This window comes from Archangium sp. Cb G35 (assembly GCF_001896145.1).
Classification (GTDB): Bacteria; Myxococcota; Myxococcia; order Myxococcales; family Myxococcaceae; genus Archangium; species Archangium violaceum.
Map to the genome: position 1 here is coordinate 68922 of NZ_MPOI01000005.1, position 26549 is coordinate 95470.

A 26549-nucleotide genomic window follows, 5' to 3' on the forward strand; every position below is an offset into this window, starting at 1 on the left:
AAGGTTTCACTCATGTCTTCTCGTTTTCTGGGGCTCGCCACGAGCGCGCTCCTGCTGGGGAGTGCCCTGGCTGGGGTTGGCTGCCAGGGGGTGCAGGGCCCGCCGGGCGCCGATGGCAAGGATGGAGTCAACGGCTCCAACGGTAGGGATGGCACCGACGGCGCTCCGGGTGCGAACGGCGCGGATGGTGCGCCGGGCACTCCAGGAGCGGACGGTGCGCCGGGCACTCCGGGTGCGGATGGTGCGCCGGGCTCCCAGGGTCCCACGGGTCCCGACGGGCGTACGCCGTTGGATCCCACCACGCCGCTGTCGTCCATGGTGGCCGTCAACTTCGCGGGTGCGGATGGCGCGGCCAATCTGGTGGACCTGGTGAAGCGCCGCGTGGCCCTGCAGGCCCGAGGGACGCCCACGGAGGGCTTCCCGCTGACGGCCGCCGCCACGGATACCGTGCGCACCGTGCAGGGGCTGAGCTCCAACGTGGTGGTGCGCTGGCTGGAACCCCTCTCCTTCAAGAGTTACGACGCGAAGACGTCGCCGCGCTTCGGAGCCAACGCGGACTACATCGCCTACTTCGGTGACGGCTGGCAGGAGGCGGGCGCGCCCCAGTTCAACGGCAGCGGTGGTGCGGGCTGGGTGTGGGTGAACCACGAGTACATCTCCAACAGCCGCCCCACGCTGAGCACCGGCGCGTCGGGCCAGCACCACGTCCTGGCGCGCTTCATGCGCTACGTGGGCGTGTTCAACAACGACGTCAACGCCTCCAGGTGGCCGGACGCGGACCTGCAGTCCTACACGCACCAGTACAAGCGCCAGGTGGGCGGCTCCTGGTTCCGGATCGTGAAGGACTACGCCACCAATCAGTGGTTGGTGGACCGGGGCGCGGCGGCGAAGCGCTTCGACGCCACGAGCGGCACGCTGCTCAAGGTGGTGGGCCAGCCGCTGTCCAGCCTGGACCACAAGGACGACGGCACCGAGCTGCCGGAGGGCGTGGTCACGGGAACCCAGGCCAACTGCTCCGGTGGCCAGACGCCGTGGGGCACCGTCTTCACCGCCGAGGAGAACGTCCAGGACTACTACGGTGACCTGGAGTCGGGCTGGAGCGGCCAGAACTTCCGGCCCCGGACGACGGATCCGGTGACCACCAACCCCTTCGCGGCGGGCGCCAACGTGTCGCCTCTCTTCGCCGCGGAGAAGTCGGGCCAGTTCAGCCCGACTCCCAACGAGGACACGGCCTCGAAGAACGCGCGCCACGCACGTGACATGTACGGCTACCTGGCGGAGATCGATCCCGAGGCGGCCCCGGACGAGTATTACGGGAAGAGCACGGCGGGCGTGGGTCACCGCAAGCTGGGCGGCATGGGCCGAGCGCACTGGGAGAACGCCGCCTTCGTGGTGGGCGCGGACTGGAAGCTGCTCCCCGGCGAGCCCATCGTCGTCTACGGCGGCGATGACCGGCGCAGCGGCGGCATCTACAAGTTCGTCACCAAGGGCGTCTACACCGTGGGCATGACGCGCGCGGAGATCCGCCAGTTGCTGGATGAGGGCACGCTCTACGTGGCCCACTTCGCCAACCTGGACAACGTGAGTGGCATCGACACCGTGGGCGGCGCGCCGGGCGAGGGCAGGTGGATCCGCCTGTCGGTGGACAACGACGAGGACAAGGCGCCCAACGCCGGCCAGGCGATGCCGTACGCGGGCAACGCGGAGGAGTTCACCCTGCCGGACCTGACGGTGGGCCAGGCGCTGCGCGACGTGAGCTACAACGGCATCGGAGGCTTCCCCTCGGACGTGGACGTCCGGCGCGCGCTCTTCACCGCCACCGTGAAGCTTGGCGTGATGGAGCTCAACCGGCCCGAGGACCTCGACTGGAACCCGAAGGACCCGAGCGGCACGCCGACGCTCTACGTGGCCTTCACGCAGCACGGCCAGCAGACGGCGCTGCGTCAGAACGGCACCCTCCTCACGGCCGCGCTGGACAAGGCCACCAACACGTGGGTGGCGCGTGCTCGCACCACGTACAAGGGCGTGGACGAGGCCAGGTCGCGCACGGACACCACGGGCGCCATCTTCGCCATCCGCGAGGGAGACGTGGCCCACCCGGGCGCCTCGAAGACGTTCAGCTTCGAGCGTGTGTGGAAGGGCTCGAAGGTGACGCCGGGCATGGACCAGACGTACGTGGCCGCCAACCCGGACAACCTCGCCATCGACCGCGAGGGCGGCGTGTGGTTCGGCACGGACGGCAACTACGGCTCCAGCGGCAACAGCTCCGCGGACGCGCTCTACTACCTGGACCTGGATCCGGCCCACAAGGCGGGCGTCGACGGCGTCGTCGCTCCGACCTTCGGCAAGGCCTTCCGCGTGGTGGCGACGCCCAGTGACGCCGAGGCCACGGGCCCCGCGTTCAGCTCGGACATGAAGACGCTGTTCTTCAGCGTCCAGCACCCGGGCGAGGACACCTTCAGCAGCTGGCCGGCGAAGTAGGGCGTTGACGCAGTCACGCAGCAGGGAGCTCGCTTCGGATGGTCCGTCTTTTCGTGAAGAGAGGCGCGCGAGGGGCCGTCATCGCCCTCGCGCTTCTGGCGGTGCTGGCGGCCGTGGCCCTCGTGTGGCGGAGGCCGGCGTACGATCCGCTCGCCCAGGCGCGGGCGGCGGGGATGCGCATCGAGAACCGGGAGGCTCCGATTCCCTCGATGTGCTACACGAAGACGGACGGCGTGGCGAACCCCTGCTGGACGTGTCACACGGGCGGCGTCGGCCTCAACGGCATGGACGATGCCGCCCTGCAGTCCGAGTACGCTTTCTCGGACGTGGGGATGACGAACCACTGGACGAACCTCTTCGCCGGCCGCTCGGCGGCGGTGGCGCGCATCTCGGACGAGGAGGTGCTCGCGTACATCCGCGAGGACAACTACACGCCGCTGCGCGAGGCGTTGGAGGGGTTGGAGGGCTACCCCGGCTACACGCCGGACCTGGATTTCGCGAAGGGCTTCGACGAGGACGGCTTCGCCCGCGATGGCAGCGGCTGGCGGGCGTTGCGTTACAAGCCCTTCCTGGGCACCTTCTGGCCCACCAACGGCAGCACCGATGACGTCTTCATCCGCCTGCCACCGGCCTTCCAGCGGGACGCGGCGGGCAAGCCGTCGCGGGATGTGTACCGCATCAACCTGTCCATCCTCGAGGCGGCGATGACGGCCGAGCCCACCGAGTCGCGGCCGGAGAAGCTGCGCCGCACGGTGGAGCCGCTGGACGAGCGCCTGGCCGGAGTGGACCTGAACCGGGACCGGCAGCTCTCCGAGGGAGTGACGGAGCTGCTCGGCCTGCCGGCGACGTACGTGGGAGGCGCGAGGGCGGAACCGGTGGCCACCAACGTGTACCCGGGCGGCACCGAGTTCCTCCACTCGGTGCGCTACGTGGATCCGGACGAGCCCACGCTGCTGGCCACGCGCATGAAGGAGCTGCGCTACATGCGGAAGGTGCAGGGCTCGGACACCTGGCGCACGCTGAACGTGTACGAGCAGGAGAAGGACAAGAAGATGCGCGGCCTGCTGCCGGTGTATGCGGGCACGCCGGACGTGGGGCTGCTCAATGACTTCGGCTGGCAGCTCCAGGGCTTCATCGAGGACGCCGAGGGCCGGTTGCGCCTGCAGACGATGGAGGAGCACCTGCACTGCATGGGCTGCCACGGCAACCTGGGGGTGACGGTGGACCAGACGTTCGCCTTCGTGCGCAAGGTGCCGGGCCGGGAGGGCTGGAGGTATCAGGACCTGCGCGGGATGAAGGACGTGCCGCAGCGGGGCCACTCGAACCCCGAGGTGCTGACGTACTTCCAGCGCGTGAAGGGCGGCGACGAGTTCCGCGCCAACGAGGAGATCCTCACGCGCTTCTTCCCGGGCGGGGTGCTGGACGAGGCCACGGTGCGGCGGGCGGCGAAGGGAGGAGACAAGGACCTGGCCTTCCTGGTGAGCCCCTCGCGCGAGCGGACGTTGGCGTTGGACAAGGCGTACCTCGCGCTGGTGCGGGAGCAGTCCTTCATCAAGGGCAGGGACACGCTGCTGGCGCCCCCGAGGAACGTGCACCAGACGCTGGAGAACGGCTCCACCGGCCTGGAGGACGCGGGCCGCATCTACACGGACGGGCGGCTGCACCTGGACTGGTAGAGTGGACGCCGTCATGAAGACGGTCATCTTCGCCTGTGTCCACAACGCCGGCCGCTCGCAGATGGCGGCGGCCTTCTTCAACGCGCTGGCTGATCCCCAGAAGGCCCGAGGCGTGTCCGCTGGCACTCAGCCTGGCGAGCGTGTGCACCCGGAGGTCCAGGCTGCCATGGCCGAGCTGGGCATCGACCTGTCGGGAGCGAAGCCCCAGCGGCTCACGGACGGGCTGGCCCGGGATGCGCAGTGGCTCATCACCATGGGTTGCGGCGAGGCCTGCCCGCACGTACCCGGGTTGAAGCGCGATGACTGGCCACTGGAGGATCCCAAGGGCAAGCCAGTGGAGCGGGTGCGCCAGATTCGCGACGAGGTGCGTGCGCGTGTGTCTGCCTTCCTGGCCCGGGAGGGTTGGCTCGGGCAGGGCTGACGGCTACCACGTCCTTTCAATTGAACCCTTTCCGGGTTTTGCCAGAATCCGCTGATGGACCTGGATCCACGCTACCTGGAGGTCTTCTTCACCGTCTGCAGGGAGGGCGGCTTTGGCCGTGCCGCGGCGGCGATGCATCGGACACAGCCCGCCATCAGCTACCAGATCCGGATGCTGGAGCGGCAATTGGAGACGCAGCTCGTCGAGCGAGGCCAGCGCCGGCTCCTGCTGACGCCGGAGGGGAAGCGGCTGCGCGAGTTCTGTGAGCGCTTCTTCGGGGAGTTCGGCAGGCTGGCCACGTCGTTCGCGGAGGGCGTCCCCACGAGCGAGGAGCCGCTCCACATCGCGGCCGTGAGTGGTTTCGGCCGCTACGTCCTGTTCCCGCTCCTGAGCGAGCCACGGTTCTCGAGGATGCGTTACTCGCTGCGTTTCCCGACGGTCGAGGAGGTCTTCCAGTCCCTGGAGACGGGCAGGTGTGACCTGGGTGTGGTCTACGTCCCCCGCGTCTCGCGGCTGCTGCGCGTGGAGCCCCTGCGGCGGGAGGAACTGGTGCTCATCGTCCCGCCCGGGTTCGATACCGCGGCGCACGCGCTGCAGTCGGTGAAGGCCTATGAGTCACTGCCCTTCGTCACATATGACGAGTGCGAATACGTCTTCGGCAAGTGGTTCGACGTGATGTTCGGGAAGCAGCCTGCAACGCTGCGCGACGTGTGTCACTTCGAGGAGCTGGAAGAGGTCCTGAGCACGGTCGCGCTTGGGCGCGGCGTGTCGGTGGTTCCGGACCATGTAGCGGACCAGGTGGTCCAGCAGGGCCGTGTGAAGGTGCTGCGCCCCACGTCGCGCAGGGTCAGCAACGCCATCTATGGGGTGATGCGAGCCGGTGCTGCTCAACACCCGGGAGCGGAGCAGATCATTGAAGCGCTCCGGGAGCGGCGTGCCCCCGCGCGCGCCGTCCGGACCCGGCGTTCATGATGAGCGCGGCAGGCCGTCTGGTCTGCGTCCGAGGACAGCGAGCGCTGCTCGAATAAATGGGTCGGTAGCCCGCTGTGGGCTCGACCGGCGCGCGGTGTCACCTGTCGTGAAGGTGCACATCGTCGCGACATGCGAGCTCTTACCTATGAAGGACCGTATCGAGTCTCCGTACGCAACAAACCCGAGCCGAAGATCGAGCATCCCCAGGACGGCATCGTCCGGGTGACGAGCGCGGCCATCTGCGGCTCCGATCTCCACCTGCTGCACGGGCTCGTTCCGGACACCCGCATCGGGTTCACGTTCGGCCACGAGTTCACGGGCATCGTGGAGGAGGTGGGCCCGGGGGCCCAGGGCATCAAGAAGGGCGACCGGGTGATGTTGCCGTTCCAGATCTTCTGTGGCGGCTGTTACTACTGCACCCGCGGGCTAACGGCGTGCTGCGAGAACACCAACCCGGCCACCGACGCGGGCACCGGTATCTACGGCTACTCGCACACCATGGGCGGCTACGACGGTGGCCAGGCCGAGTATGTCCGCGTGCCCTTCATCGGCGTGGACGCCGAGAAGATCCCCGAGGAAGTCGAGGATCTGGACGCCCTGCCCATCACGGACGCGTTCACCACCGGCTATCAGGCCGCCGAGATGTGCGATCTCAAGGGCGGTGAGACGGTCCTGGTGCTCGGGTGCGGCCCGGTGGGCCTGTTCGCGATGTGGTCGGCCTGGGCCATGGGCGCGGGCCGGGTCATCGCCGTCGACCATGTCGACTACCGCCTCGAGTTCGCCCGGAGCTGGCTGGGGGTCGAGACGCTCAACTTCAAGGACCTCGACCTCGTCACCACGGTGAAGGGGATGACGGAAGGCCGCGGGGCGGATGCCACCATCGACGCGGTGGGCTGCGAGGCGGCGGGCGGGCCGATGCATCGCGCGCTGGGCATCTACATGAAGCTGGAAGCGGGTTCGCCGCAGGCCATCAATTTCGCCATCCACGCGACGCGCAAGGGTGGAGTCATCTCCCTCATCGGTGCGTACGGCCCTCCGTCGCTGGGCGTGGACATCGGCACCTTCATGAACAAGGCGCAGACGATGCGCACCGGCCAGGCCAGCGTGAAGCGCTACATGCCGCACCTGCTCGAGCACGTCCGGGCCGGGCGGATCAAGCCGAGCAAGGTCTTCACGCACCGGCTGCCGCTCGAACAGGCGTCGCACGGCTACCACACGTTCGCCCAGAAGCGGGACGGGTGCATCAAGGTGGCGCTCTTCCCCAACGGAACCATTCACTAGGACGGAGACCCCATGGATCCCACGCCAGAGCTATCGACCCCGGAGACCATCCAGCAGCGCTCCGGGTACCAATCCCTGCAGCCCGTGAAACGGCCCGAGTACTGGGGCGTCGACCTCGACCCCTCGCGCCGGCCGGGTGTCCCGATGGAGCGCGAGCCCCAACCGTTCCCCAACACGCGCTACCCACCAGAACGCCAGCCCGGGAAGCCGGCGGTCCCGATGCACGGCCGCTCCAACAAGGAGATGCCTCCGGTCTTCGGCACCGCCACCCCACTGAAGGGGCTTTCCGGGATGATCCGCAGGTACGCCTACCAGTTGCCGGACCACTACCCGAGCCACTGGCTCCTGAAGATGCTCGGAGACCGGGTCGACTCCTGGAGCTACCACACCCGCCGCGCGCTGCCGGTGTTGATACCGGCCGTGGTGATTGGCTACCTCGGCGCCCGCGGACGCCACTGAGCCACTCTCCCACCTCCTCCCTCTCCCTCTGGGAGAGGGCCGGGGTGAGGGTCTACGCCTGGGAGGAGCGGCCCGCTCAGAAGTCCTGGTTCGCGATGCTGGCCAGGGTCTCGATGAGCGTCTCCATCTCCCAATCGACCGCGAGCGAGACCGCCTGCACACGCGCGGGGGCTGGCTTGTCGCTGGCGAGCAGGCTCTTCGCGCGGCGAAGGGCCGCCGCGAGCGCATCGGCGTCGAGCAACCGGATGGTCCCCTCGAGCTCCTGACACAGGTGCTCGAGCTTGCTGGCAGCACCCTCCACGATCGCGGACCGGAGCTCCGGCCTGATTTGCTCGAGCTCATGGAGCGTGAGGCGGGCCAGTGCCACGCGGACTTGCGGATCGCCAGCCGCTCGTTGCTCCAGCCTGACGAGGCTGAAGTCGGGTGGCGGGGCGGCGGAGGTCGCGAGCGGCTCAGGGGGCTGGTGGGCTGGCTCTTGTTCCAGGTGCTCGGGCGGATTCGGCGGAGTGCGCGACGTATGCAGCGCCATCATGCGAAACAGCACATCCGTGTCGAAGGGTTTGCTGATGAAGTCGGTGAAGCCGGATGTCTTGACGCTGCTCTGCTGCCAGATTTGGACGGATGCAGAGATGGCGATGATGGGAAGCTGTCGAAGCCGCTCGTCTGGCAGTTGCCGGATGAGCCGCACTGCCTCGTATCCGTTGAGCTCCGGCATGTGCAGGTCCATGAGCACGAGGTCGTAGCCGCCCTCGCGAACCCGCTCCACCGCCAGCCGCCCGTTCTGGACCGTGTCGAACGCAATGCCCCAACGTTCGAGCCAGCGGGTGAGGACATAGGTATTGACCTCGCTATCGTCGGCGAGGAGCACGCGCAGCCCTCGCAGCGTCTGCTCGGGGGCCGCGCTCCTGGGCTCGTCGAGGGGGATGTTCTCCCCGGTCTTCAAGCGCAGCTCGAAGGAGAAGCTGGAGCCCTTTCCCTCCACGCTCTCGACGGACATCTTGCTGCCATGCAGCTCGAGCAGCTTGCGGCTGATGGAGAGGCCAAGGCCCGTGCCTCCGTACTTCATCCCGATGTCGTAGCTCGCCTGGGTGTACTCCTCGAAGATGGCGGATATCTGGTCCGGAGCGATTCCGATCCCGGTATCGCTCACCCGGAAGTCCACGATGCACTCGTCGGCGTTCTGTGCGCGGACGGCCAACGTGAGGGTGACCGAGCCGCGCTCCGTGAACTTGAGCGCGTTGCTCGCGAGGTTGGTGAGGATCTGACCGAGCTTGACCGGGTCGCCCAGAAGATGGCCCGGCAGCCGATCGTCGAGGTGGGCGCGGAGCAGGAGCTTCTTCTCCTCGGCTCGGGCAGCCAGACCGTTCACGATGCCGCTGAGCAGCTCACGCGGATCGAACGGACGCTGTTCCAGTGAGAGCTTGCCCGCTTCGATCTTGCTCCAATCGAGGATGTCGTTGACCAGTTCGAGCAGGCTGCTCGAGGACGTCACGAGGACTCGAAGGTACTGCTCCTGCTTCGGGGAGAGTGCTGTCATCCCCAGCAGCCGGGTGGCGGCGGTGAGCGCGTTGAGGGGATTGCGGATCTCGTGGCTGATCGTCGCCAGGAGGGTGGCCTTGCTCTGGGCCAACTGCTCGGCCTTCCTGCGCGCCAGCAGCAGCTCACGCTCATAGCGCTTGCGATCCGTCGCGTTGAAGATCGTCGTCCGGTGATAGAGGGCCGTGCCCGCGGCATCCTTCTTCTGCACGGTGTTGAGCAGAATGGGGAGCGTCCGGCGGTCGGCACACACCAGCTCGAGCGAGATCTCCCGGACGAAGCCCTGCATCAGCAGGAGCGGTGCGTAGTGCGTCTCGTGGTAGATGCGTCCGGCCATCGTGAGCAGCTCGTAGAACCGCTTGCGGCCGAGCAGCTCCTCGCGCTGATAACCGGTCCAGGTCAGGAAGGTCTGGTTGACCTTGACGATCAGTCCGTCCGGACGCGTCGAGATGTATCCACACGGAGCATGTTCGTAGAGCTCCTCCGCGGACTCCTCGAGCTGCCCCTCATCGAGGGCGGTGCCCTCCTCGTCAGCTCGCGACACGGTTTGCCCGGTCTCCCAGGAACGTCTTCATCGCGGCGATGGTCTCCGCGGGGGCGCTCAGGTTCGGGCAGTGCCCGGTCGCCTTCATGAGCACCAGCTCGCTGCCAGCCAGGTGGCGGTGCACGTATTCACCCACCGCCTGGGCCGCGATGGGATCGTTCGAGCACTGGAGCACCAGGGAAGGCGTCCTGACCTTTGGCAGGTCGGCCCGGTTGTCGGAGAGGAAGGTGACGCGTGCGAAGTGCTTCGCGATCTCGGGATGCGTACGGCAGAAGCTGTTGGTGAGCTCCGCTCCGAGCTCGGGCTGGTCCGGATTGCCCATGATCACGGGCGCCATCGTGCTGGACCAGCCCAGATAGTTGTCGTCGAGCGACTCCAGCATCTGCTCGATGTCCATGTGGGAAAAGCCACCGGGATATTCCCCATCGTTGATGTAACAGGGCGACGGTCCAACGAGCACGAGCCTGGCGAAACGTTCCGGCTCCTGGATCGCCGCCAGCACTCCGATCATCGCACTCACGGAATGGCCGACGAAAACCACCTGCTCGAGGGACAGCTCGCGGCAGATCTCCAGGACGTCGTCGGCGTAACCCTGGAGCGTCCCGTACTTCTTGCGGTCGTATGCGGAAAGCTCCGAACCGCCAGCACCCACGTGATCGAACAGGACGTTGCGGTAGTCGTTCGCGAAGGCGGGCACGATGAAGCGCCACATGTTCTGATCGCAACCGAAGCCGTGCGCGAAGAGCATGGGCTGAGCGTCCTGGCCCAGCACCTTGACATTGTTCCTGGTGAGGACACCCATTCGTTGCTCCGTCGATGAGGTGGGGCGGACAGCAGTGTCTGAGGATGGCACGCCGGCCGTTCGCTCTCGAAGGAGAACCAGGAACACGAGCCATTGCTCGACAGTGCGAGGTTACTCTCATGGCAAGTTTCCAGCACGGCGCTGTGGGCTGCTCGAGGGGTGTGGCTGCTACCCCTGGGGCTTGTCGCGCGAGATGGGCCCCACCTTGCCCTTGGTGACGCGCAGATAATCCGCGGGAGCGAGCACGAGCTGCGTGCCCCGCACGCCCGCGGACACGGCGATGACATCGAAGAGCTCGAGCGTTTCATCCACGAACACGGGGTAGTCCTTCTTGCCCCCAATGGCCGTGCAGCCGCCACGGATGTACCCGGTGAGCGGCTGGAGCTCCTTGAGCGGCACGGTGTCCACCTTGCGGTCCCCACTCAGCCGCGCGAGCGCCTTGAGGTCCAGCTCGCCATTGCCCGGCACCACGGCCATGAGCACGCCGGTGCGGTCTCCGCGGGCCACGAGCGTCTTGAAGACCTGCTCCGGAGGCATGCCCACCTTGGCGGCCACGGTCTCGGCGGAAAGGTCCTCCGGGTCCACGTCGTAGTCGCGCAGCTCGTAGCGGATGCCGAGCGAGTCCAGCAGCCGTGCCGCGTTCGTCTTCACGGTGTCACGCTCCCAGCGCCTGGCGGGCGGCCTTGATGCGGGCGAGCGCTTCCTCGGGCGTGGTGCCCACGGCGGACAGGTGCCCCATCTTCCGGCCCTTGCGTGCCTCGCGCTTGCCATACAGGTGCAGGCGCACGCCCGGCATGGCCAGCACGGACTCGAAACGGGGCCCACCCTCGCGCAGCCACAGGTCGCCCAGCAGGTTGACGATGGCCGCGTGCCGCACCACCTCCACGGAGCCCAGCGGCAGGTTGCACACCGCGCGCACCGCCTGCTCGAACTGGCTGGTGAGGCAGGCCACCTCCGTGGCGTGGAAGCTGTTGTGCGGGCGGGGCGCCAGCTCGTTCACCAGCAGCCGGCCGTCCTTCAGGAGGAACATCTCCACCACCAGCAGGCCCTCGACCTCGAGCGCAGTAGCCATGGCCCGGGCGATCTCCGTGGCCTGGGTGCTCACCTGGGGCGGCACCTGTCCCGGCAGCAGGGACCAGTCGAGGATGCGCTCCTCGTGGTGGTTGTAGGCCGGCGGGTACACCACCACCTCGCCGTTGGGCGAGCGCGCCACCAGCACGGACAGCTCGGCCTCCAGGTCCAGCGCGGCCTCCACCACCACCGGGCGCTGGCCCAGCTCGCGCCAGGCCTCGGGGGCCTCGGCGGCGGACTTCACCTGGTACTGGCCCCGGCCGTCATAGCCGCCCTCGCAGGACTTCACGAAGCAGCGCCCACCCAGCTCGGTGGCCGCCGTGGCCAGGGACTCCTGCAGGTCCGCCTGCTTCCACGGGCCCTGGGGGAAGCCGTGCTTCGCCAGCCAGGCCCGCTGCCGCCCGCGGTTCTGCACCACGTCCAGCACCCCGGGGCCCGGCCTCATCGGCGCGTGCTGGGCCACGGCGCGCAGGGTGTCCATGGGGATCTTCTCGATCTCCAGCGTCACCACGTCGCACGCGCGGGCCATCCGGGTGGCGTCCCCCACGTTGGAGAAGTCGGCCGTGTAGCACTGGTCCACCACGAAGCGCGCCGAGCACGCCGGGTCCGGATCCAACGACTGCACCTGATAGCCGAGGGTGCGCGCGGACAGCGCCATCATCCGGCCCAGCTGCCCACCCCCGAGGATGCCGAGCGTGCCGCCCGGCAGAATGGTCCTCTTGTTCATGAGATCTCCCTGTCCCGGAGCACCTCGTCGGTGCGGGCCTGCCGCCAGGCGGCGAGCTTCGCACGGAGCTCCGGGTACTTGAGCGACAGGATGGAGGCGGCGTACAGCGCGGCGTTGATGGCGCCCGGCTTGCCAATGGCCATGGTCCCCACCGGCACGCCCTTGGGCATCTGCACGATGGACATCAACGCGTCGAAGCCGTTGAGCACGGTGGCGGGGATGGGCACGCCGAGCACGGGCAGCAGCGTCTTGCTCGCCACCATGCCCGGCAGGTGGGCCGCGCCTCCGGCCGCCGCGATGATGACGGACAGGCCGCGGCTCTCGGCCGTCTCCGAGTACTGAATCATCCAGTCCGGCGTGCGGTGGGCCGACACCACCCGCACCTCATGCGGGATGCCCAGCTCCTTCAGCACGTCGATGCCGGGACGCAGATGCTCCAGGTCGCTCTTGCCCCCCATGATGACGCCCACCCACGGTGTGTCCGCGCTCACGCTCTCGCCTCCGGTGCGCCCTCCTGGTGATGCCCAGGAGGTGCGGGGAACGCGGAGATAGGGTGGGGCGATTCCGCAGGTCAACCGGAAGCGTATGGCCGGACGGTGAAATCCGGGGGGGAGGGGGGCTCAGTAGGTGGAGCCGAGCTTGCCGAAGCTCTTCATCGCCTTGGACTTCGTGCGCTTGACCGCCGCCCCCACGGACTCATCGTCGGACGCCTGCTCGTACTCCTGGAGTACCGCCCGCTGCTCCGCCAGGTCCGCCGCCACCGCCGCCGGGCTCGCCACCGCCCCGGCCTCGTTGAAGAGCGCCTCGTTCTGCATCACGTAGCCCTTCGCCTCCTCCTTGCGCCCTTCCCTCAGGGCCTGCGCCGCCATCTTCAGGTTCTTCGCGCTCAGGGCCCGCGTCGCGAACACCGTGGCGTCCTTGTCCTGGCGTGCGAGCACCTCTTCCCGCCGCTCCGTCACCATCGCGGACAGGCTCGCCGCGCTCTCCACCCCCGCGCTCTTCAGCAGATCCGTGTACGCCAGCTTCAGCCCGGTGACGTCCACCGCGCTTCCCGCCCGCGTGCCCACCACCGTCACCCTCGCCACCACGCGCTCCACCTGGCCCGAGGAGAAGTCCGGCAGCGGCACCCGCACCGTGCGCCCCTCCTGGTACGAGCGGTAACCCAGCACTTCACCCAGGTTCACCCCCTCGGGCAGCTGGAAGCGCAGTTCCACGCCTCGCGCCACGCTCGTGGACGCCTGCTGCAAGTCCTTCTGGAAGAGCGAGGCCAGCTGCCCCGCGTCCTCCAGGAATCCGTACGCGCCCGCCCCGTACTCGGCGAAGCCCTGCATCAGGTCCTCGTTGAAGTCCGTGCCCACGCCGATGGAGCTCACCGTCACCCCCTGGGCGCGGATGCTCTTCACGATCTCCGTCAGGCTCGCGTCGTCGGTGATGCCCTCGGTGGCCTGGCCATCGCTCAGCAGGATGATGCGGTTGACGGTGTAGTCGCCCCGGAGGGCCGCCACGTGCGATTGGCCCGCGTGCAACCCCGCGCCGATGTTGGTGCCTCCGTCGTCCCAGATGCCCTCGATGTACTGGAGCATCCGCTCGCGGTTGGCGGGCGTGGCCGGCAGGCTCGGCAGGCTCTTCACGTCCGAGCCGTAGTGCACGATGGCCAGCCGGTCCGCCGGGCCCAGCAGCCCCACGAGGTGCCGCGCGGCCTGCTTGGCCTGTTGCAGCTTGTAGCCGCTCATGGAGCCCGAGCGGTCGATGACCACCGCCAGGTTCACCGGCGTGCGCTTGGAGCCCGGTACCTCCACGCCGGTGATGTCCACCGTGACGAAGAGGTCCGCGCTTCCCGGGGTGATGTAGGGGTGGGACAGGCGGCTCGTCATGGTCAACGAGCCGTTGGAGGCGGTAGCGGGCCGGGGCGGCTCCACCGGGGTGGCCGGGTGGGGCGGCGCCACGTGGGGCAGCCCCAGCACCAGGGCGGTGAGGGCGAGTCCGGCGGCCAGGGAGACGAAGGCGACCGTCTTGTTCATGACAGAGGGCTCCTTACGGCGAGGGCCCCGCTGTCCACGTACCGCGCGCGGAAAAGTTCTACGCCGTTTTCACGGCGTGATGGGATTGCCCGCGCAGAAGTAGGGCGAGTTGTTGTCGCCGAACGTGTTGCTGTACGTCTCCGGGTCGTTCTGGCGCAGGTCGTCCAGCGCCTGCTGATCCAGCAGCAGGGCGCGGCAGCTCATGCGGTCCTTCACCGACTCGAGCGCCTCCGGGTCGGTGACGCCGCACGGGTCCACCAGCTCGTTCTGCACGCAGGCCTTGCTGCAGTAGCCGAAGACCTGCCCGTTGTCGGCCAGCTCGATGGGCATGTCCGCGTCCTTCACGCAGATCAGATCCTCACAATCCAGCGAACCGAAGGAGATGAAGTCCTGGCCCGCGGACAGGTCGGACTCCACGACGGGGTCCGATTCCCGGCTCGGGTCCGTGCTCTTCTTCACCAACAGGCACCGCTTCCCAATATCGGAATTGACCTTGCACCCGCCGCACAGCAGCACGGCGCTCACCAGCAGGGCCAGACGCGAAGACATCGACGTGCACCTCATGAGGCTCATGTGGGCCACCACCGTAGCACAGTGCCTCCCCATGCCAATCGCACCTTGGTCGCATGGATGCTCCCTCTGCGAGGGCACCGGACACTCCCCCTGCAACAATACCGAGTGGATACACAAAGCGGCCTGGGGGTGTTACCCGGGCGCATACAGGGGGAGCAGGCGAGCGGAGTTCGGTTGATGGGTTGTGAGCGTGACGGATAGGATGCCTCTGCCTCAGCCTCCGATTTCGAAGGTGTATCGGCGGGTGGACGCCCCCATGACACGGAGCTCCCGGAAGTGAATCGCCTCCAGGCCATCGTGCTCGCGCTGTGCATCGCGCCAGCCTCAGCAGTTGCCCAGAACCAGGAAGACACGGGGCTCGGACTCGATCTGAGCAGCGGTGAGCAGAAGCCCCAGGAAGAAACCGACACCAGCGCCGAGACGCCCACGGAGGAGCCGCCACCGCTGCCCTCCACCGTGGCCGAGGCGCCCCCGGCCGAGCCGCTCTCGCCGGCGGAGCGCGATGTCACGCTCGACGACCGCGTCAAGAGCGTGCAGCGCAAGGTGTACCTGAAGAAGGGCCGCTTCGAGCTGGCGCCCTCCGTCACCTTGTCGGTGAACGATCCGTACTACACCAAGTTCGGCGCGGCGCTGCGCGGGGCCTACTACCTGGCGGATACGCTGGCCGTGGCCGGGCGCTTCTCCGCGATGCAGGTGCTGCCCGAGGATGACGTGCGCATCGCCAAGCGCACCTTCGACAGCCGCATCTTCTACTCGGTGCCCCAGTGGTCGGCCATGGCCGACGTGGAGTGGAGCCCGCTCTACGGCAAGGTGGCCTTCCTCAACGACATCCTCCACTTCGATGCCTACCTCCTGGGCGGCCTCGGCGTGGTGAACACCGAGACCTCCACCGTGCTGATGACCACCGGAGCTCCCCGCGGCCCCAGCTTCGCCGCGGACCTCGGCCTGGGTCTGCGCTTCGTGGCCCGTGACTACCTCGCGGTGAACGTGGCGCTCATCAACACGTCCTATGTGGATCAGCCCCTCAACACGAGCAAGGGCGCCACCCAGAACCTCATGACCCTCAATGCCGGCATCTCCTTCTTCTTCCCGATGAAGTCGACCGGTCGGGAGTCCGAATGAAGACCGCTACCCGTCTGCTGATCGCGCTCTGTCTGGCGCCCGTGCCCGCCCTGGCCCAGGACGCGGCACCCGCGCCCGCTGCTCCGGCGCCCGCCGCCCCGGCCAGGCCCGCCCCGTCCTCGTCCGCCTCCTCCGAGCAGGAAGCCGGCGACGTGTCCGAGGTGGACAAGGATCGTCTCGGCCCCCTGCGCGAGCGCGTCCGTCCCGTCTCCGGCCACCTCTTCCTCAAGAAGGGCCGTTTCGAGTTCAGCCCCTCGGCCACGCTGTCCATCAAGGATGCCTTCTTCTCGAAGTACATCCTGGGCGGCACGCTCACCTACCACCCCACCGAGACGCTGGGGTTGAGCCTGCGCGCCGGCTACTCCATCAACACGGTGGCCAGCGCGGCGCAGATCTGCACCTTTGGTGCGGACGGCACCCGCGGCTGCCGCCAGCCCACCTACGCGGATCTGGATGGCGAGGCTCCCGGGCAGATGACCCTGATGGGCGGCGTGGACGTCCAGTGGGCCCCCATCTACGGGAAGATCTCCCTGCTGGCCGAGCAGTTCCTCCACTTCGACCTGTACGGCGTGGCGGGTGCCACCGCGGTGCAGTACCGCGGGCCCGCCAAGACGGCGGAGCTCACCGGTGGCGGCAACATCGGCGTCGGCATGCGCTTCTTCCTCAACCGCTGGGTGACGGTGCGCACCGAGTTCCGTGACCTGATCTACGTCGAGAAGGCCCTCAACCCGGCCACCACGCTGCGCAACCAGCTGCTCTTCGAGCTGGGTGTGTCCCTCTTCTTCCCCTCCGCCCATCCCGAGTCATGAAACGTCTGCTCCGGCCCCTCTGTCTCGCTACCCTCGGGCTCTCGCTGGCGTGGGCGACGCCCTCGCCCGCCCAGAGCTTCGAGGGATTGGATCTCTCCCAGCCGTCCAAGAAGAAGAAGAAGACCCGCAAGCCGCCGCGGGGCAAGAAGCCCGCGGCCACCCAGGCCTCGGAGGACGACTCGGACTCGGATTCGGACGCGTCCGACACCTCGGCGGCCACCACCACCCCGGCCGACACGGGCACGGCGACGTCCGCTCCCGCGGCTCCCGCGGCGCAGGACTCCTCCGCCAACCAGGGCGGCATGGGGTTGGACCTGACGGCGGAGACGCCCAGCCAGCCCAAGGCCGCGCCCACCATGTCCTTCGACGCGGTGGACGTGTCCGGCAAGAGCGGTGACCGTCAGCGCCTGGACGTGGCCATCGCGCTCTTCAAGAACGAGGAGTACGAGAAGGCGGCGATGAGCTCCTTCGAGATGCTCCAGGACGCCAAGCTCGCCGGCCTCCACATGGAGGCGCGCTACGTGATGGCCAAGGCCCTCTACCGCATGGGCCTGTACCACTCGTCGCTGGGCGAGTTCTCGAAGATCCTCGCCGTCGGTCCCGAGACGAAGTTCTTCCGCACCAGCCTGGAGTGGCTCTTCTTCATCAGCCGCAAGACGAAGAACGAGACCGTCATCCTGGATGAGATCGCCAAGTACGCCAACCAGGAGTTCCCCGAGCGCTTCCGCACCGAGTTCCACTACCTGCTGGCCCGCTACCACTTCGTTCGTGGCCGGGCGTTGGATCAGGTGGGCCGTGCCGAGGACGCGGACAAGAGCTTCAACGAGGTGAAGCGGCTCACGCTGCTCATCCCCAAGACGGACGCCTTCTACCCGCGCGCCAAGTACCTCGAGGGCCTGGCCTTCTTCCGCTTCGGCAACCGGGCCACCAGCGCGGCCGCCAAGCGCACGGACATCAACACCGTGGGCGCCATCGAGGCCATGAAGGAGATCATCCGCGTCACCCGCTCCAGCGCCGGCCTGGACGCGGAGCAGGCCGCGGCCAACCAGAAGCTGCGCGAGCTGGCCTTCATGCAGCTGGGCCGTACCCACTACGGCATGCAGCAGAACCGCTACGCCCTCTTCTATTTCAACAAGGTGGAGCGCGGCACGTCGCAGTGGCTCGAGTCCATGTTCGAGTCCAGCTGGGCCAACTACCGCGTGGGCCAGTACGAGCAGGCCCTCGGTAACCTCATCACCCTGTCCTCGCCCTTCTTCCGCGAGGAGTACTTCCCCGAGGCGATGATCCTCAAGGCGGTCATCTATTACGAGAACTGCCGCTACCGGGAATCCAGCCTCATCCTCCAGGACTTCGAGCGCACCTACCTGCCGGTGCATGATCAGCTGGAGCTGATCACCAAGAAGCAGCTGGAGGCCAGCGAGTACTACGGCGTGCTCTCCGACGTGCAGAAGAAGAACAAGGAGGGGCTGGAGAAGGGTGAGACGGACGCCATCCTCGAGCGCATCCTCCGGCTGGCCCTCACGGACCAGGATCTGAAGAAGACGAACGAGTCCATCCTCGAGCTGGAGACGGAGATGGACACCTTCGGCGAGAAGGGCGACACCTTCCGCTACTCCGAGCTGTCCAAGCAGCTGCTCGAGGGCCTGAAGACGCAGCGCACCAGCCTCATCGAGAAGGCCGGCATCATGGCCAAGGGCAAGCTGGAGACGGAGCTGGTGGCGCTCAAGCAGCTGCTGGCCAACGGTCTGCGCATCAAGTTCGAGACCGTCACCAAGGAGAAGGAGTTCCTGGAGGAGCAGCTCAAGGCCGGTGGCAAGACGGCCATCGTCAAGAAGTACAGGTACTCGGTGGCAGTGGCGGACGACCAGCTCTACTGGCCGTACGAGGGCGAGTACTGGCGCGACGAGCTGGGCACCTTCCAGTACACCATGACGAAGGGCTGCATCCAGCGCGACACCGCCAACCGGACCATCCAGGCCAGCGAGAGCAACTGAGCCCGGACTCCCAGTAACTCAGGGGCTGGATCCGAGTGGATCCGGCCCCTTTTCGTTTGCCACGAACGTGTAAGATGGCGCCGTCATGGCCACCAAGCTCATCACCATTGCGTTCGACGTGATGGGGAGCGACCACGGCCCCGCGGAGGTAGTCAGGGGCGCCGCGCAGCTCTCGCTGGAGTCACCACACATCCACGCCTTGTTGGTGGGGGACCGCGCCCTCATCGACGACGCGCTCGCCGAGACCCGGCACAGTGGCGAGCGCATCTCGGTGCAGCACGCCTCCGAGCACATCGGCATGGACGAGAAGCCCGGCGAGGCGCTGGCGCGCAAGCCGGACGCGTCCGTGTCCGTGGCGGCGCGGCTGGTGGCCGAGGGCGAGGCGGATGCGCTCGTGTCCGCCGGCAACACGGGGGCTTGCGTGCTCTCGTGCGCCCGTCACTTCCAGCTGCTGCCCGGGGTGCGGCGCGCGGCGCTGGCGGCCGTGTACCCCACCCGCGACAGGCGCGGCGAGAAGGAGGATCCGTTCTCGCTCATCCTGGACGTGGGAGCCACGGTGGAAGCCACCGCCGAGGACCTGGTGACGTTCGCGGTGATGGGGGCGGCGTACGCTCGCATCATCTCACGCAACGAGAATCCTAGGGTGGCCCTGCTGTCCAACGGCACCGAGCCCAACAAGGGCCCGCGCCAGGTGGTGGAGGCGCACGCGGCGCTCTCGGCCATGGCGGGGCTGAAGTTCATCGGGAACGTGGAGGGCGTGGACATCCCCAAGGGCACCGCGGACGTGGTGGTGACGGACGGCTTCGTGGGCAACGTGTGCCTGAAGATGCTCGAGGGCGTGCACGATACGGTGGTGGAACTGGCCCAATACGCCTACAAGGAGAGCCTGCGCTGGCGTGCGGGCCTGGCCATGCTGTCCGGGGGCATCCAGCGCATCAAGGACATCACCGACTGGGAACAGTACGGGGGCGCACCGGTGCTCGGGTTCGATCGCATCTTCATCAAGGCGCACGGCCGTTCGAAGGCCCGGGCCATCTCCAACGCCGGCAAGGTGGCCGCCAAGGCGGTGGCCCATGAGCTGGGCAAGGCCATCCAGCAGGGTCTGGCGCGGTGAGCCTTCCGGACCGTATCGATCCCAGGCCTCCGCGGCGCATCTACCGCTGGGACCTGGACAAGACGTACCTGCAGACGGAGTTCGACTCGCTCCGGGATCTGCTGCGCACCGCCTTCCAGAAGGCTCACGAGAAGCAGGCCGTGCCGGGTGCGTCCGCGCTCATCCGCGAGCTGGCCTCCAACGGGGACTCGCGGCTGTGCATCGTCTCCGGAAGCCCCAAGCAGCTGCGCTCGGTGCTGGAGGAGAAGCTCAAGCTGGACGGGGTGGTGTGGGACGAGTTCATCCTCAAGGACAACGTGGGCAACCTGATGCGCGGGCGCTTCCGGGCCCTGCGCGGGCAGGTGGGCTACAAGCTGCCCGCCATCCTGGAGAGCCGCGCCAACGCGCCCGTGGAGGCCGAGGAGGTGCTCTTCGGCGATGACGCCGAGGCGGATGCCTTCATCTACTCGCTCTACGCGGACATGATCGCCGGGCGCGTGGACGAGCGGGTGCTGCAGCAGATTCTCGAGGCGGCCGCGGTGTACCCGGACGAGGCGAAGCGGGTGCTCACCGCGTGGAAGAAGACGCCGGTGGCGGACCCCGTGCGGCGCATCTTCATCCACCTGGACCGGCTGACGCCGCCCGCGCACTTCGCCAACTACGGCCCGCGCGTGGTGCCCGTCTTCAACTACTTCCAGGCCGCGCTCGTGCTGCTGGCGGACGGGCACCTGACGGCCCCGCAGGTCATCAAGATCGCCGTGGAGATGGTGCAGTCGGCGGGGCACAACATCATCACCCTGTCCAACTCGTTCCAGGATCTGCTGCGCCGGGGCCTGCCGTTGCAGCAGGCGGCGGCGGCGCTGGTGCAGGCGCTGGAGGGGCCCAACGCGCTCATCCAGGCGCTGCGGCCGATGCCGGACATCATCTCCGCCTTCAGCAAGCGGCTGGCCGCGCTGGGCACGCCGCCCCCGCCGCCCCCGGCCCAGGCGGTGGACTACCTGGAGCTCATCCACCACGCGCTGCCGCGGACGCACAAGGGGCGCAAGACGCAATGAGGGCCCTCGTCACGGGTGCCAATGGCACCGTCGGCTCACGGCTGTGCGAGGACCTGCGGCGCCACGGTGTCGAGGTGTTCGGCTGGGACCGGGACAGCGTCCCGGTGGACGACTACTGGGCCATGGAGCGCTACGTGCGCTCGGTGGCGCCGGACGTGCTCTTCCACCTGGCCACGGCCTCGCGGCTCACGGGACGGGCCAACGAGTCGTGGCTCATCAACTACGAGTGGACGAGCGAGCTGGCGTGGCTCACCCGGCAGCTCGGCGTGCGCTTCGTGTTCTCCAGCACGGCGATGGTGTTCTCGGACCACGCGCGCGGGCCCTTCACGGTGGACTCGGAGCCGGAGGCCCCCGAGGGCTACGGGTACGAGAAGCGGCGCGCCGAGACGCGGGCCTTCGAGCAGAACCCCGAGGCCCGGGTGGTGCGGCTGGGGTGGCAGATCGACGAGCGGCCCTCGGGCAACAACATGGTGGCCTCGCTGGAGGCGCAGATGCGCGAGCGGGGCAGGGTGGAGGCGAGCACGCGGTGGTTTCCCGCATGCTCCTTCCTGGATGACACCGTGAGGGCGCTCCAGGCGCTCGCGTGGGCCGAGCCGGGGCTCTACCTGCTCGACGCGAACGAGCGGTGGACGTACCACGAGATCGTCCTCGCGCTGAACGAGCGGCTCGGAGGCCGGTGGCGGGTGGAGCCCACCGGGCACTTCGTCTTCGACCAGCGGATGATGGACGACCGGGTGGTACTGCCCTCGCTCAAGTCCCGGCTGCCGGGCCTGCGCTGAGGCCCGGCCTTCCTGATGTGACGAGCGTGACCGGGGAGCTCGTGGCTCAGGTCCCGGTGTGGGGCAGGGAGGCGATGTTGGAGGCGCGGCTGAGCTGCGGCTGGGGCCGGCCCTGGGCCTCCATCATCAGATGCTTGACGATGTTGCAGACGCGGCGGCCCTCCTGCTCGTTGATGTTCTGGCCCTCGATGACCGAGCGCTTGAACTCGATGCCACTGAGCACGCCGGAATTCTCGATGATGCCGAGGCTGAGCGTCTTGTTCAGGAAGTAGTAGAGCAGACCGAGAACGATGCCCAGGCCGAAGAACCCGCCGAGCGCCACGCCGATCGCCACCGCGACCTGCCACGGCTTGGCGTAGCCGAAGTACGCGGAGCTCAGGTTGGCCAGCGGAATCACCCGCTGCTGGAAGCCCGCCAGCGAGCCCGCCTCGAAATAGACCGTGTCACGATCGACCCGCAGCGTCGTGGTCGCGTCGATGCCCAGTACCGACAGCAGCCAGGAGAAGAAGCCCTCCTGCCGCCCCACGATGGAAACGTAGATGCCATCCGCGCCCGGCGTCTCGGTCGCGGTCCACGACTTGATTACAAGTGCCATGAAGTCCCCCTCACCGCTCACGTGGAACGTGAACGTGGGCCCTCCCATAGCCGCCCGGTTCTCCGCGTGTCAAATCCCCAACGGGTTTCTCACGCCGGCAGCGCGTTCCCCGGCCCGGGAGTGCCCGAGGAGGCTCGCGGGATGGGCAGGGTGATGCGGAAAGTACTGCCCCGTCCCACTTCGCTCTCCACCGTGATGTCGCCCCCCATGCCCGTCACGATGCCATGGCAGATGGAGAGCCCCAGCCCCGTTCCCGTCCCCACCGGCTTGGTGGTGAAGAAGGGATCGAAGATGCGGTCGCGGAGCTCGGGGGCGATGCCACACCCGGTGTCCTGGACCTCGATGACGACCCGCCCGGCGATGGCGCGCAGCCGCACGCGCACCTCGTTCTCGCCGGGCAGCCCGTCGGGGACCGCCTGGGCGGCGTTGATGAGCAGGTTGAGCAGCACCTGCCCCAGCCGCCCCTCGCTCGCGCGCACCAGCGGCACCGGCTCGAAGTCCTTCACCAGGCGCGCGCGGTGGCGCAGCTCGTTGCGCACCAGCCCCAGGCTCGATTCGATCACCGCTCGCACGTCCACGTCGGAGAGCTGCTCGCCCTCGTCGCGTGAGAGCGTCCGCAGGTCGCGCACGATGTGCCGCACCCGCTCCGCTCCCTGCTTCGTCTCGCGCAGCACGTCCTCCAGCTCCGCCAGCCGATCCTCCGGGAGCAGATCCCCGAGCAGCTGGCACTCCTCCTCGAGGAAGCCGAGGTTGGAGAGCACGAAGGCGAGCGGGTTGTTGATTTCATGCGCCACGCCCGCGGCCAGGGTGCCCACGCTCGCCAGCCGGTCCGCGAGCAGCAGGCGCGCCTGCATCTGCTTGCGCTCGGTGATGTTGCGCGCGCTCACCACCGTGGCGGGCTCGCCGTCGAAGAGCAGCCGCATGGCACTCAGCTCCGCCGTCATCACCTGGCCGCCCGTCCGGAGGAAGCGCACCTCGCGAATGGTCGCGGGTCCCTGCTCGAGCGAGCCCTCGAGCACGTTGGCCGCCGCGCCCCGGTCATCCGGGTGGATGAGCTCCAGCAGGGACCGCCCGGAGAGCTCCTCCAGCGAGCGCTGATCCAGGAAGGAGAGCCCCGCGGGGTTGATGTAGAGCAGGTTGCCCTCGCGGTGCGCGAAGATGGCCTCGGGCAGTCCCTCGATGAGCGCGCGGAAGCTCTCCTCGGAGCGGCGCAGCGCCTTCTCGGCATGCTTGCGCGCGGTGATGTCGATGGACACGCCCCCCACCAGCCGGCGGCCGTTCGCATCGCGCAGGGTGAATTTGTGGCTGAGCCAGTGGTACTGCGTCCCATCCGGCGAGGGCACCACCTGCTCGGACTGGAGGGGCTGCCCGCTGGTGAGCACGGTCTGGTCCTCCCGCTTCAGCCGCGCGGCCGCCGTGGGAGGCAGCAGCTCGGAGTCCTCCATTCCCCGCATCGACTCCGCGTCGCGTTGGTAGAAGCGGGCACAGGGCTCGTTCACCCACACCCGCCGGCCCTCCTCGTCCTTCATGTAGGCCAGCACCGGGCTGTGGTTCATGAAGGAGTGGAAGAGATCCTGGCTCTGCTGGAGCGCGGCGAGCGTGGCGGCGAGCTCGTCCACCAGGGACTGCTTGGCCTCGAACTCGGCGGCGTTGCTCATCGCGGCGCCCAGCAGCCGGCCCATCATCTCGAGCGTCCGGACGTCGAGGTCATCGTAGGCGTTGGGCTCGGGGTAGCTGACGTTGATGGCTCCCACGGTGCTGCCCACCCGGCGCAGCGGGACGATGATCATCGAGCGGATGCCCGTGGTGCGCGTGGCGGACACGTTCACCCGGGGGTCGTTCTCGGTGTCCCGGGTGTGGAGCACCTCGCCGCGCAGGATGCTCATCCCCGTGATGCTCTGGGCGAGCTTCAGCCGGAAGCCTCGATGCGGCATCGAGTTGCCGTGCGTCACCTGGTAGACGAGCTCGTCGCCCTCGGCCAGGGCCACCGCCGTTCCGGACGCGCCACACAGCCGCATGGCGCGCTCGGCGATGAGCGACATCACCTTCTCCAGCTCGAGGCCGGCGTTCGCGATCTCGGTCTGCGTCTGGATGATGGCCGAGAGCCGGTCGTGCACGTCCCGGGAGTGGGGATCCTCCAGGGGGGCCTGCATTCCGATCCGCCTGCGCCGGGCGAGCCACTCGAGCCGGGTCTGGAGCTGGGCGGGCTCGAAGGGCATGAGCAGGAAGTCATCCACCGCCGCGGCGAGCAGCGCGTCCAGCGGCACCTGCTCCGCCGAGGCGGTGACGAGTGCCAGGAGGAAGGGCCGGGGCCGCATCTCCGAGGTGCGCAGGCGGGCCATCTCCTCGGCCAATGCGAGGCCCGTGCCCACCACCAGCACCCCTTCCACGCCCTGGAGCCGCGGGTCCGCCTGCTCGACCGACGTGGCATGGCGCACCCCGTATCCCCAGTCCGAGAGGAGCTGGCCCACGGAGCACCCGGGGTGCGGACTGACGAGGAGCAATTCCATGTGCTCGCGATGGGCAGGCATCCAAGCAGTCCAGGTCCGCGAAGGCGGGCGGTGCCAGGCGGGTATCATTCTAGCTCCTGGGCCCCAGGAGGAATAGGGCTTCCCTCGAGACCCGCGAGGGCGGGCATGCGAGCAACCGGCCCGTTCGCTTACGCCGCCTGCTGGGCGTTCTTGCGGTGCTCCTCCATGGTCTTGTGGCGTCCCAGGTAGTGCCCGAACGCCTGGAGCATCCCGTCCCCGTCCTGCAGCTTGCTCAGGCAGATGGAGCGCTTGCCCTTGAACACGCCTCCTCCCTCGAGCTGCAGGTCCAGGTACTTCTTGAACAGGCGCTCCTCGGTGGTGGCGGACTTCACCTGCTCGAGGCGGACGGGCTCCTCCCACTCCGTGCAGCTCACCTGCGCGTAGTCCAGGCGGACCTCCAGCCCGGCTTCTTTTCCTTGGAAGGTGAGGGGAGGGAAGTGCTTCTCCACATGCTGCCGCTCCTCCTCGGTGGACGGCACGTACCGGTAGGCGAGCACCATGTCGTGCGCCTTGGAGAAGCGCTCCTCGTACGCGCCCCACAGCCGGGCCTCGATGGCCTCCGCCTCCAGGATGGCGCTCACCCAGGAAACGCTGGTGGGCTCGAGCAGCACCTTCACCACGTCGTCCTGGGAGAGCGTCTCCCCCACGTTCTCCAGGCGCGCGGCGAGCGGAGGGTGGGAGTCGAAGGGGTGCGGCGTCACCGAGCCGTGCAGATCGCCGTGCACGGACTCGGAGCTGGCGTACTGCGCGAAGCCGTGCGCGACCCGCTGCGCGATGGCCACGGTGTGCTGCTGCTCGCCGCGGGCGAAGAGGTCCGTCTCCACGCGGTCACGGAAGCTCGCGTACGCGCCCACCTTCACGAGCGAACGCGCGATGTCCCGGCCCGACGTGACACCCGCGGCGAGCCGGTCCGCGGCCAGCTCGCTCGCGCGCCGGCTGCGTCCGAGCGACAGCTCGAAGAGCCCGCGGTAGGCCACCATGAAGTGGAAGATGGGCCGCGTGAGCAGGCCCTCGTGCAGCGCCTGGAGGTAGTTGCCGAAGCGCCCGAGCATGGGCGCGAGCCGCTTGCTGTGGCCCGTGTCCCCTCCGAGCAGGTGCCCCATTTCGTGCGCCAGCACCGCGTCCGCCTCGGACTTCTCGAGCAGGCGCAGCAGGGACAGGCTCACGTAGAGCGTCCGGCCGGTGAGCTTCCGCTCTCCGGCCTGCACCTCGCTCTCGGTGACGAAGAAGTTGGTGTCGATGCCGGCGAGGATGTGGTCCGGCGGCTGCGTCTTCAGCTTCTCGCACAGCTGGCGCACGTGGGCCCAGAGCTCCGGCGCGTGCGACGGCTCGATCACCTCCGCCTCCACCTCGAAGTCCATGGCGGGGCGGCGGAAGATGGCGGCCACCACCTGGAAGAGGGCGAAGGCCGCCAGCAGGCCGATGATGCCGATGAGCTTCGGGTAGTAGCGGTTGAACCACACCGCCGTCACCCAATAGGACAGCCACACGGCCAGGGCTCCCTGGGCGAGCGCCTGCAAGGCTCCGGTGACCCGGAGCACGTTCCAGCCCACCACGAAGCTGCCGTACTGGAAGGGCCGCGAGATGAACGCCGCCAGGGCGCACAGCAGGGCGAGCACCCCGGAGGCGAGTCCCAGCAACGCCGAGCCCAGTGCCAGGAGGCCCATCAAATCGAACTGCTCCAGGTCCGAACACACCTCACCGAGGCTGTCACGGAACCCCGCCAGCTCCTCCGCCGTGGAGAGGCAGGCCACCGAGGCCGGGACGGTGCGGAAGAACTCCAGCAGCTCCTGGCGCCGCGCTTCGTCGAGCGTGGCGTCCTGGGAGATTTGTCCCTCGATGCCGGTGAGGATCGTCTGGTCGAAGCTCGAGGTGGCGTGGCCGGAGAACCAGAGACCGAAGAGAGGGAGCGCGAAGAGCCAGAGGGCGGGCAGCGCGTAGACGCGGAGGAAGCCGGGAAGGTTCATGGCGGGGCGCGAGGCGGGCGGAGGACTGGAAGAATCTCCG

Annotated in this window: 22 protein-coding genes; 12 read left to right on the plus strand and 10 right to left on the minus strand. The window is 68.2% G+C overall.

Annotated elements, in window-relative coordinates:
* Positions 1 to 12: 12 nt before the first annotated feature.
* From BO221_RS16590 to BO221_RS16615, 6 genes are all read left to right on the plus strand, one after another.
* Complete coding sequence (locus BO221_RS16590; protein ID WP_073561448.1) at positions 13 to 2481, plus strand: alkaline phosphatase PhoX; 2469 nt, start codon at positions 13 to 15, stop codon at positions 2479 to 2481.
* 38 nt (positions 2482 to 2519) lie between these two features.
* A complete protein-coding gene (locus tag BO221_RS16595; protein WP_073561449.1) occupies positions 2520 to 4157 on the plus strand; it encodes a hypothetical protein in 1638 nt (545 codons plus the stop codon).
* Positions 4158 to 4170: 13 nt separating this feature from the next.
* Positions 4171 to 4578, plus strand: a complete 408-nt coding sequence (locus tag BO221_RS16600; RefSeq protein WP_073561830.1) for a low molecular weight phosphatase family protein — start codon at positions 4171 to 4173, stop codon at positions 4576 to 4578.
* 54 nt (positions 4579 to 4632) lie between these two features.
* On the plus strand, positions 4633 to 5550 hold the full coding sequence (locus BO221_RS16605) for a LysR family transcriptional regulator (protein WP_073561450.1): 918 nt from the start codon (positions 4633 to 4635) through the stop codon (positions 5548 to 5550).
* A gap of 129 nt (positions 5551 to 5679) precedes the next feature.
* Complete coding sequence (locus BO221_RS16610) at positions 5680 to 6831, plus strand: zinc-dependent alcohol dehydrogenase (protein ID WP_073561451.1); 1152 nt, start codon at positions 5680 to 5682, stop codon at positions 6829 to 6831.
* 12 nt (positions 6832 to 6843) lie between these two features.
* On the plus strand, positions 6844 to 7290 hold the full coding sequence (locus tag BO221_RS16615) for a hypothetical protein (RefSeq protein ID WP_073561452.1): 447 nt from the start codon (positions 6844 to 6846) through the stop codon (positions 7288 to 7290).
* A gap of 76 nt (positions 7291 to 7366) precedes the next feature.
* Here BO221_RS16615 and BO221_RS16620 read toward each other — a convergent pair whose 3' ends face one another.
* From BO221_RS16620 to cglC, 7 genes are all read right to left on the minus strand, one after another.
* Positions 7367 to 9370, minus strand: coding sequence for a PAS domain-containing hybrid sensor histidine kinase/response regulator (locus BO221_RS16620; RefSeq protein ID WP_073561453.1), 2004 nt, complete (start codon positions 9368 to 9370; stop codon positions 7367 to 7369).
* Positions 9357 to 10172, minus strand: coding sequence for an alpha/beta fold hydrolase (locus BO221_RS16625; protein WP_073561454.1), 816 nt, complete (start codon positions 10170 to 10172; stop codon positions 9357 to 9359). Before BO221_RS16625 ends, BO221_RS16620 begins: the two co-directional genes overlap by 14 nt.
* 168 nt (positions 10173 to 10340) lie before the next feature.
* Complete coding sequence (gene ybaK, locus BO221_RS16630; RefSeq protein ID WP_073561455.1) at positions 10341 to 10823, minus strand: Cys-tRNA(Pro) deacylase; 483 nt, start codon at positions 10821 to 10823, stop codon at positions 10341 to 10343.
* A 4-nt stretch (positions 10824 to 10827) separates the two neighbouring features.
* Positions 10828 to 11970 carry a 5-(carboxyamino)imidazole ribonucleotide synthase gene (purK, locus tag BO221_RS16635; RefSeq protein ID WP_073561456.1) on the minus strand — a complete coding sequence of 381 codons (1143 nt, stop codon included), beginning with the start codon at positions 11968 to 11970 and terminating at the stop codon, positions 10828 to 10830.
* Positions 11967 to 12428 (minus strand): 5-(carboxyamino)imidazole ribonucleotide mutase, encoded by a 462-nt coding sequence (gene purE, locus BO221_RS16640; RefSeq protein ID WP_073561831.1) that lies wholly within the window; start codon positions 12426 to 12428, stop codon positions 11967 to 11969. Before purE ends, purK begins: the two co-directional genes overlap by 4 nt.
* A 162-nt stretch (positions 12429 to 12590) precedes the next feature.
* A complete protein-coding gene (locus BO221_RS16645) occupies positions 12591 to 13991 on the minus strand; it encodes a VWA domain-containing protein (RefSeq protein ID WP_073561457.1) in 1401 nt (466 codons plus the stop codon).
* A gap of 69 nt (positions 13992 to 14060) precedes the next feature.
* A complete protein-coding gene (gene cglC / locus BO221_RS16650) occupies positions 14061 to 14540 on the minus strand; it encodes an adventurous gliding motility lipoprotein CglC (protein WP_073561458.1) in 480 nt (159 codons plus the stop codon).
* Between the two features lie 300 nt (positions 14541 to 14840).
* Between cglC and BO221_RS16655 the strand changes: the two genes are divergently transcribed.
* The 6 genes from BO221_RS16655 to BO221_RS16680 all read left to right on the plus strand — a co-directional run bounded on the left by BO221_RS16655 (position 14841) and on the right by BO221_RS16680 (position 21416).
* On the plus strand, positions 14841 to 15686 hold the full coding sequence (locus BO221_RS16655) for an outer membrane beta-barrel domain-containing protein (RefSeq protein ID WP_073561459.1): 846 nt from the start codon (positions 14841 to 14843) through the stop codon (positions 15684 to 15686).
* Positions 15683 to 16495 carry an outer membrane beta-barrel domain-containing protein gene (locus BO221_RS16660; RefSeq protein ID WP_073561460.1) on the plus strand — a complete coding sequence of 271 codons (813 nt, stop codon included), beginning with the start codon at positions 15683 to 15685 and terminating at the stop codon, positions 16493 to 16495. The genes BO221_RS16655 and BO221_RS16660 overlap by 4 nt, the downstream gene beginning before the upstream one ends.
* Complete coding sequence (gene gltC / locus BO221_RS16665; RefSeq protein WP_073561461.1) at positions 16492 to 18489, plus strand: adventurous gliding motility protein GltC; 1998 nt, start codon at positions 16492 to 16494, stop codon at positions 18487 to 18489. The genes BO221_RS16660 and gltC overlap by 4 nt, the downstream gene beginning before the upstream one ends.
* An 85-nt stretch (positions 18490 to 18574) precedes the next feature.
* Positions 18575 to 19603 carry a phosphate acyltransferase PlsX gene (plsX, locus tag BO221_RS16670; protein ID WP_073561462.1) on the plus strand — a complete coding sequence of 343 codons (1029 nt, stop codon included), beginning with the start codon at positions 18575 to 18577 and terminating at the stop codon, positions 19601 to 19603.
* Positions 19600 to 20637 (plus strand): phosphatase domain-containing protein, encoded by a 1038-nt coding sequence (locus BO221_RS16675; RefSeq protein WP_073561463.1) that lies wholly within the window; start codon positions 19600 to 19602, stop codon positions 20635 to 20637. Before plsX ends, BO221_RS16675 begins: the two co-directional genes overlap by 4 nt.
* Positions 20634 to 21416: an NAD(P)-dependent oxidoreductase gene (locus BO221_RS16680; RefSeq protein WP_073561464.1), complete on the plus strand. Its 783-nt coding sequence runs from the start codon at positions 20634 to 20636 to the stop codon at positions 21414 to 21416. Before BO221_RS16675 ends, BO221_RS16680 begins: the two co-directional genes overlap by 4 nt.
* Before the next feature lie 46 nt (positions 21417 to 21462).
* Here the strand turns inward: BO221_RS16680 and BO221_RS16685 are convergent, their stop codons facing one another.
* From BO221_RS16685 to BO221_RS16695, 3 genes are all read right to left on the minus strand, one after another.
* Positions 21463 to 22011 carry a hypothetical protein gene (locus BO221_RS16685; RefSeq protein WP_073561832.1) on the minus strand — a complete coding sequence of 183 codons (549 nt, stop codon included), beginning with the start codon at positions 22009 to 22011 and terminating at the stop codon, positions 21463 to 21465.
* A gap of 89 nt (positions 22012 to 22100) precedes the next feature.
* The gene (locus BO221_RS16690) at positions 22101 to 24542 is read right to left on the minus strand and encodes a PAS domain-containing protein (protein ID WP_143195493.1); all 2442 of its coding nucleotides are present in this window, start codon (positions 24540 to 24542) and stop codon (positions 22101 to 22103) included.
* 128 nt (positions 24543 to 24670) lie between these two features.
* Positions 24671 to 26509 (minus strand): M48 family metallopeptidase, encoded by a 1839-nt coding sequence (locus BO221_RS16695; RefSeq protein WP_073561466.1) that lies wholly within the window; start codon positions 26507 to 26509, stop codon positions 24671 to 24673.
* Positions 26510 to 26549 lie beyond the last annotated feature (40 nt).

Bases quoted from the DNA above. Each gene is read 5' to 3' on its own strand.
- purE (WP_073561831.1), bottom strand. From the start codon at position 12,428: ATGGGGGGCAAGAGCGACCTGGAGCATCTGCGTCCCGGCATCGACGTG.
- gltC (WP_073561461.1), top strand. From the start codon at position 16,492: ATGAAACGTCTGCTCCGGCCCCTCTGTCTCGCTACCCTCGGGCTCTCG.
- BO221_RS16615 (WP_073561452.1), top strand. From the start codon at position 6,844: ATGGATCCCACGCCAGAGCTATCGACCCCGGAGACCATCCAGCAGCGC.
- BO221_RS16690 (WP_143195493.1), bottom strand. From the start codon at position 24,542: ATGCCTGCCCATCGCGAGCACATGGAATTGCTCCTCGTCAGTCCGCAC.
- BO221_RS16605 (WP_073561450.1), top strand. From the start codon at position 4,633: ATGGACCTGGATCCACGCTACCTGGAGGTCTTCTTCACCGTCTGCAGG.
- BO221_RS16595 (WP_073561449.1), top strand. From the start codon at position 2,520: ATGGTCCGTCTTTTCGTGAAGAGAGGCGCGCGAGGGGCCGTCATCGCC.
- BO221_RS16685 (WP_073561832.1), bottom strand. From the start codon at position 22,011: ATGGCACTTGTAATCAAGTCGTGGACCGCGACCGAGACGCCGGGCGCG.
- cglC (WP_073561458.1), bottom strand. From the start codon at position 14,540: ATGTCTTCGCGTCTGGCCCTGCTGGTGAGCGCCGTGCTGCTGTGCGGC.
- BO221_RS16695 (WP_073561466.1), bottom strand. From the start codon at position 26,509: ATGAACCTTCCCGGCTTCCTCCGCGTCTACGCGCTGCCCGCCCTCTGG.
- BO221_RS16600 (WP_073561830.1), top strand. From the start codon at position 4,171: ATGAAGACGGTCATCTTCGCCTGTGTCCACAACGCCGGCCGCTCGCAG.
- BO221_RS16660 (WP_073561460.1), top strand. From the start codon at position 15,683: ATGAAGACCGCTACCCGTCTGCTGATCGCGCTCTGTCTGGCGCCCGTG.
- plsX (WP_073561462.1), top strand. From the start codon at position 18,575: ATGGCCACCAAGCTCATCACCATTGCGTTCGACGTGATGGGGAGCGAC.
- BO221_RS16590 (WP_073561448.1), top strand. From the start codon at position 13: ATGTCTTCTCGTTTTCTGGGGCTCGCCACGAGCGCGCTCCTGCTGGGG.
- BO221_RS16610 (WP_073561451.1), top strand. From the start codon at position 5,680: ATGCGAGCTCTTACCTATGAAGGACCGTATCGAGTCTCCGTACGCAAC.
- BO221_RS16680 (WP_073561464.1), top strand. From the start codon at position 20,634: ATGAGGGCCCTCGTCACGGGTGCCAATGGCACCGTCGGCTCACGGCTG.
- purK (WP_073561456.1), bottom strand. From the start codon at position 11,970: ATGAACAAGAGGACCATTCTGCCGGGCGGCACGCTCGGCATCCTCGGG.
- BO221_RS16645 (WP_073561457.1), bottom strand. From the start codon at position 13,991: ATGAACAAGACGGTCGCCTTCGTCTCCCTGGCCGCCGGACTCGCCCTC.
- BO221_RS16625 (WP_073561454.1), bottom strand. From the start codon at position 10,172: ATGGGTGTCCTCACCAGGAACAATGTCAAGGTGCTGGGCCAGGACGCT.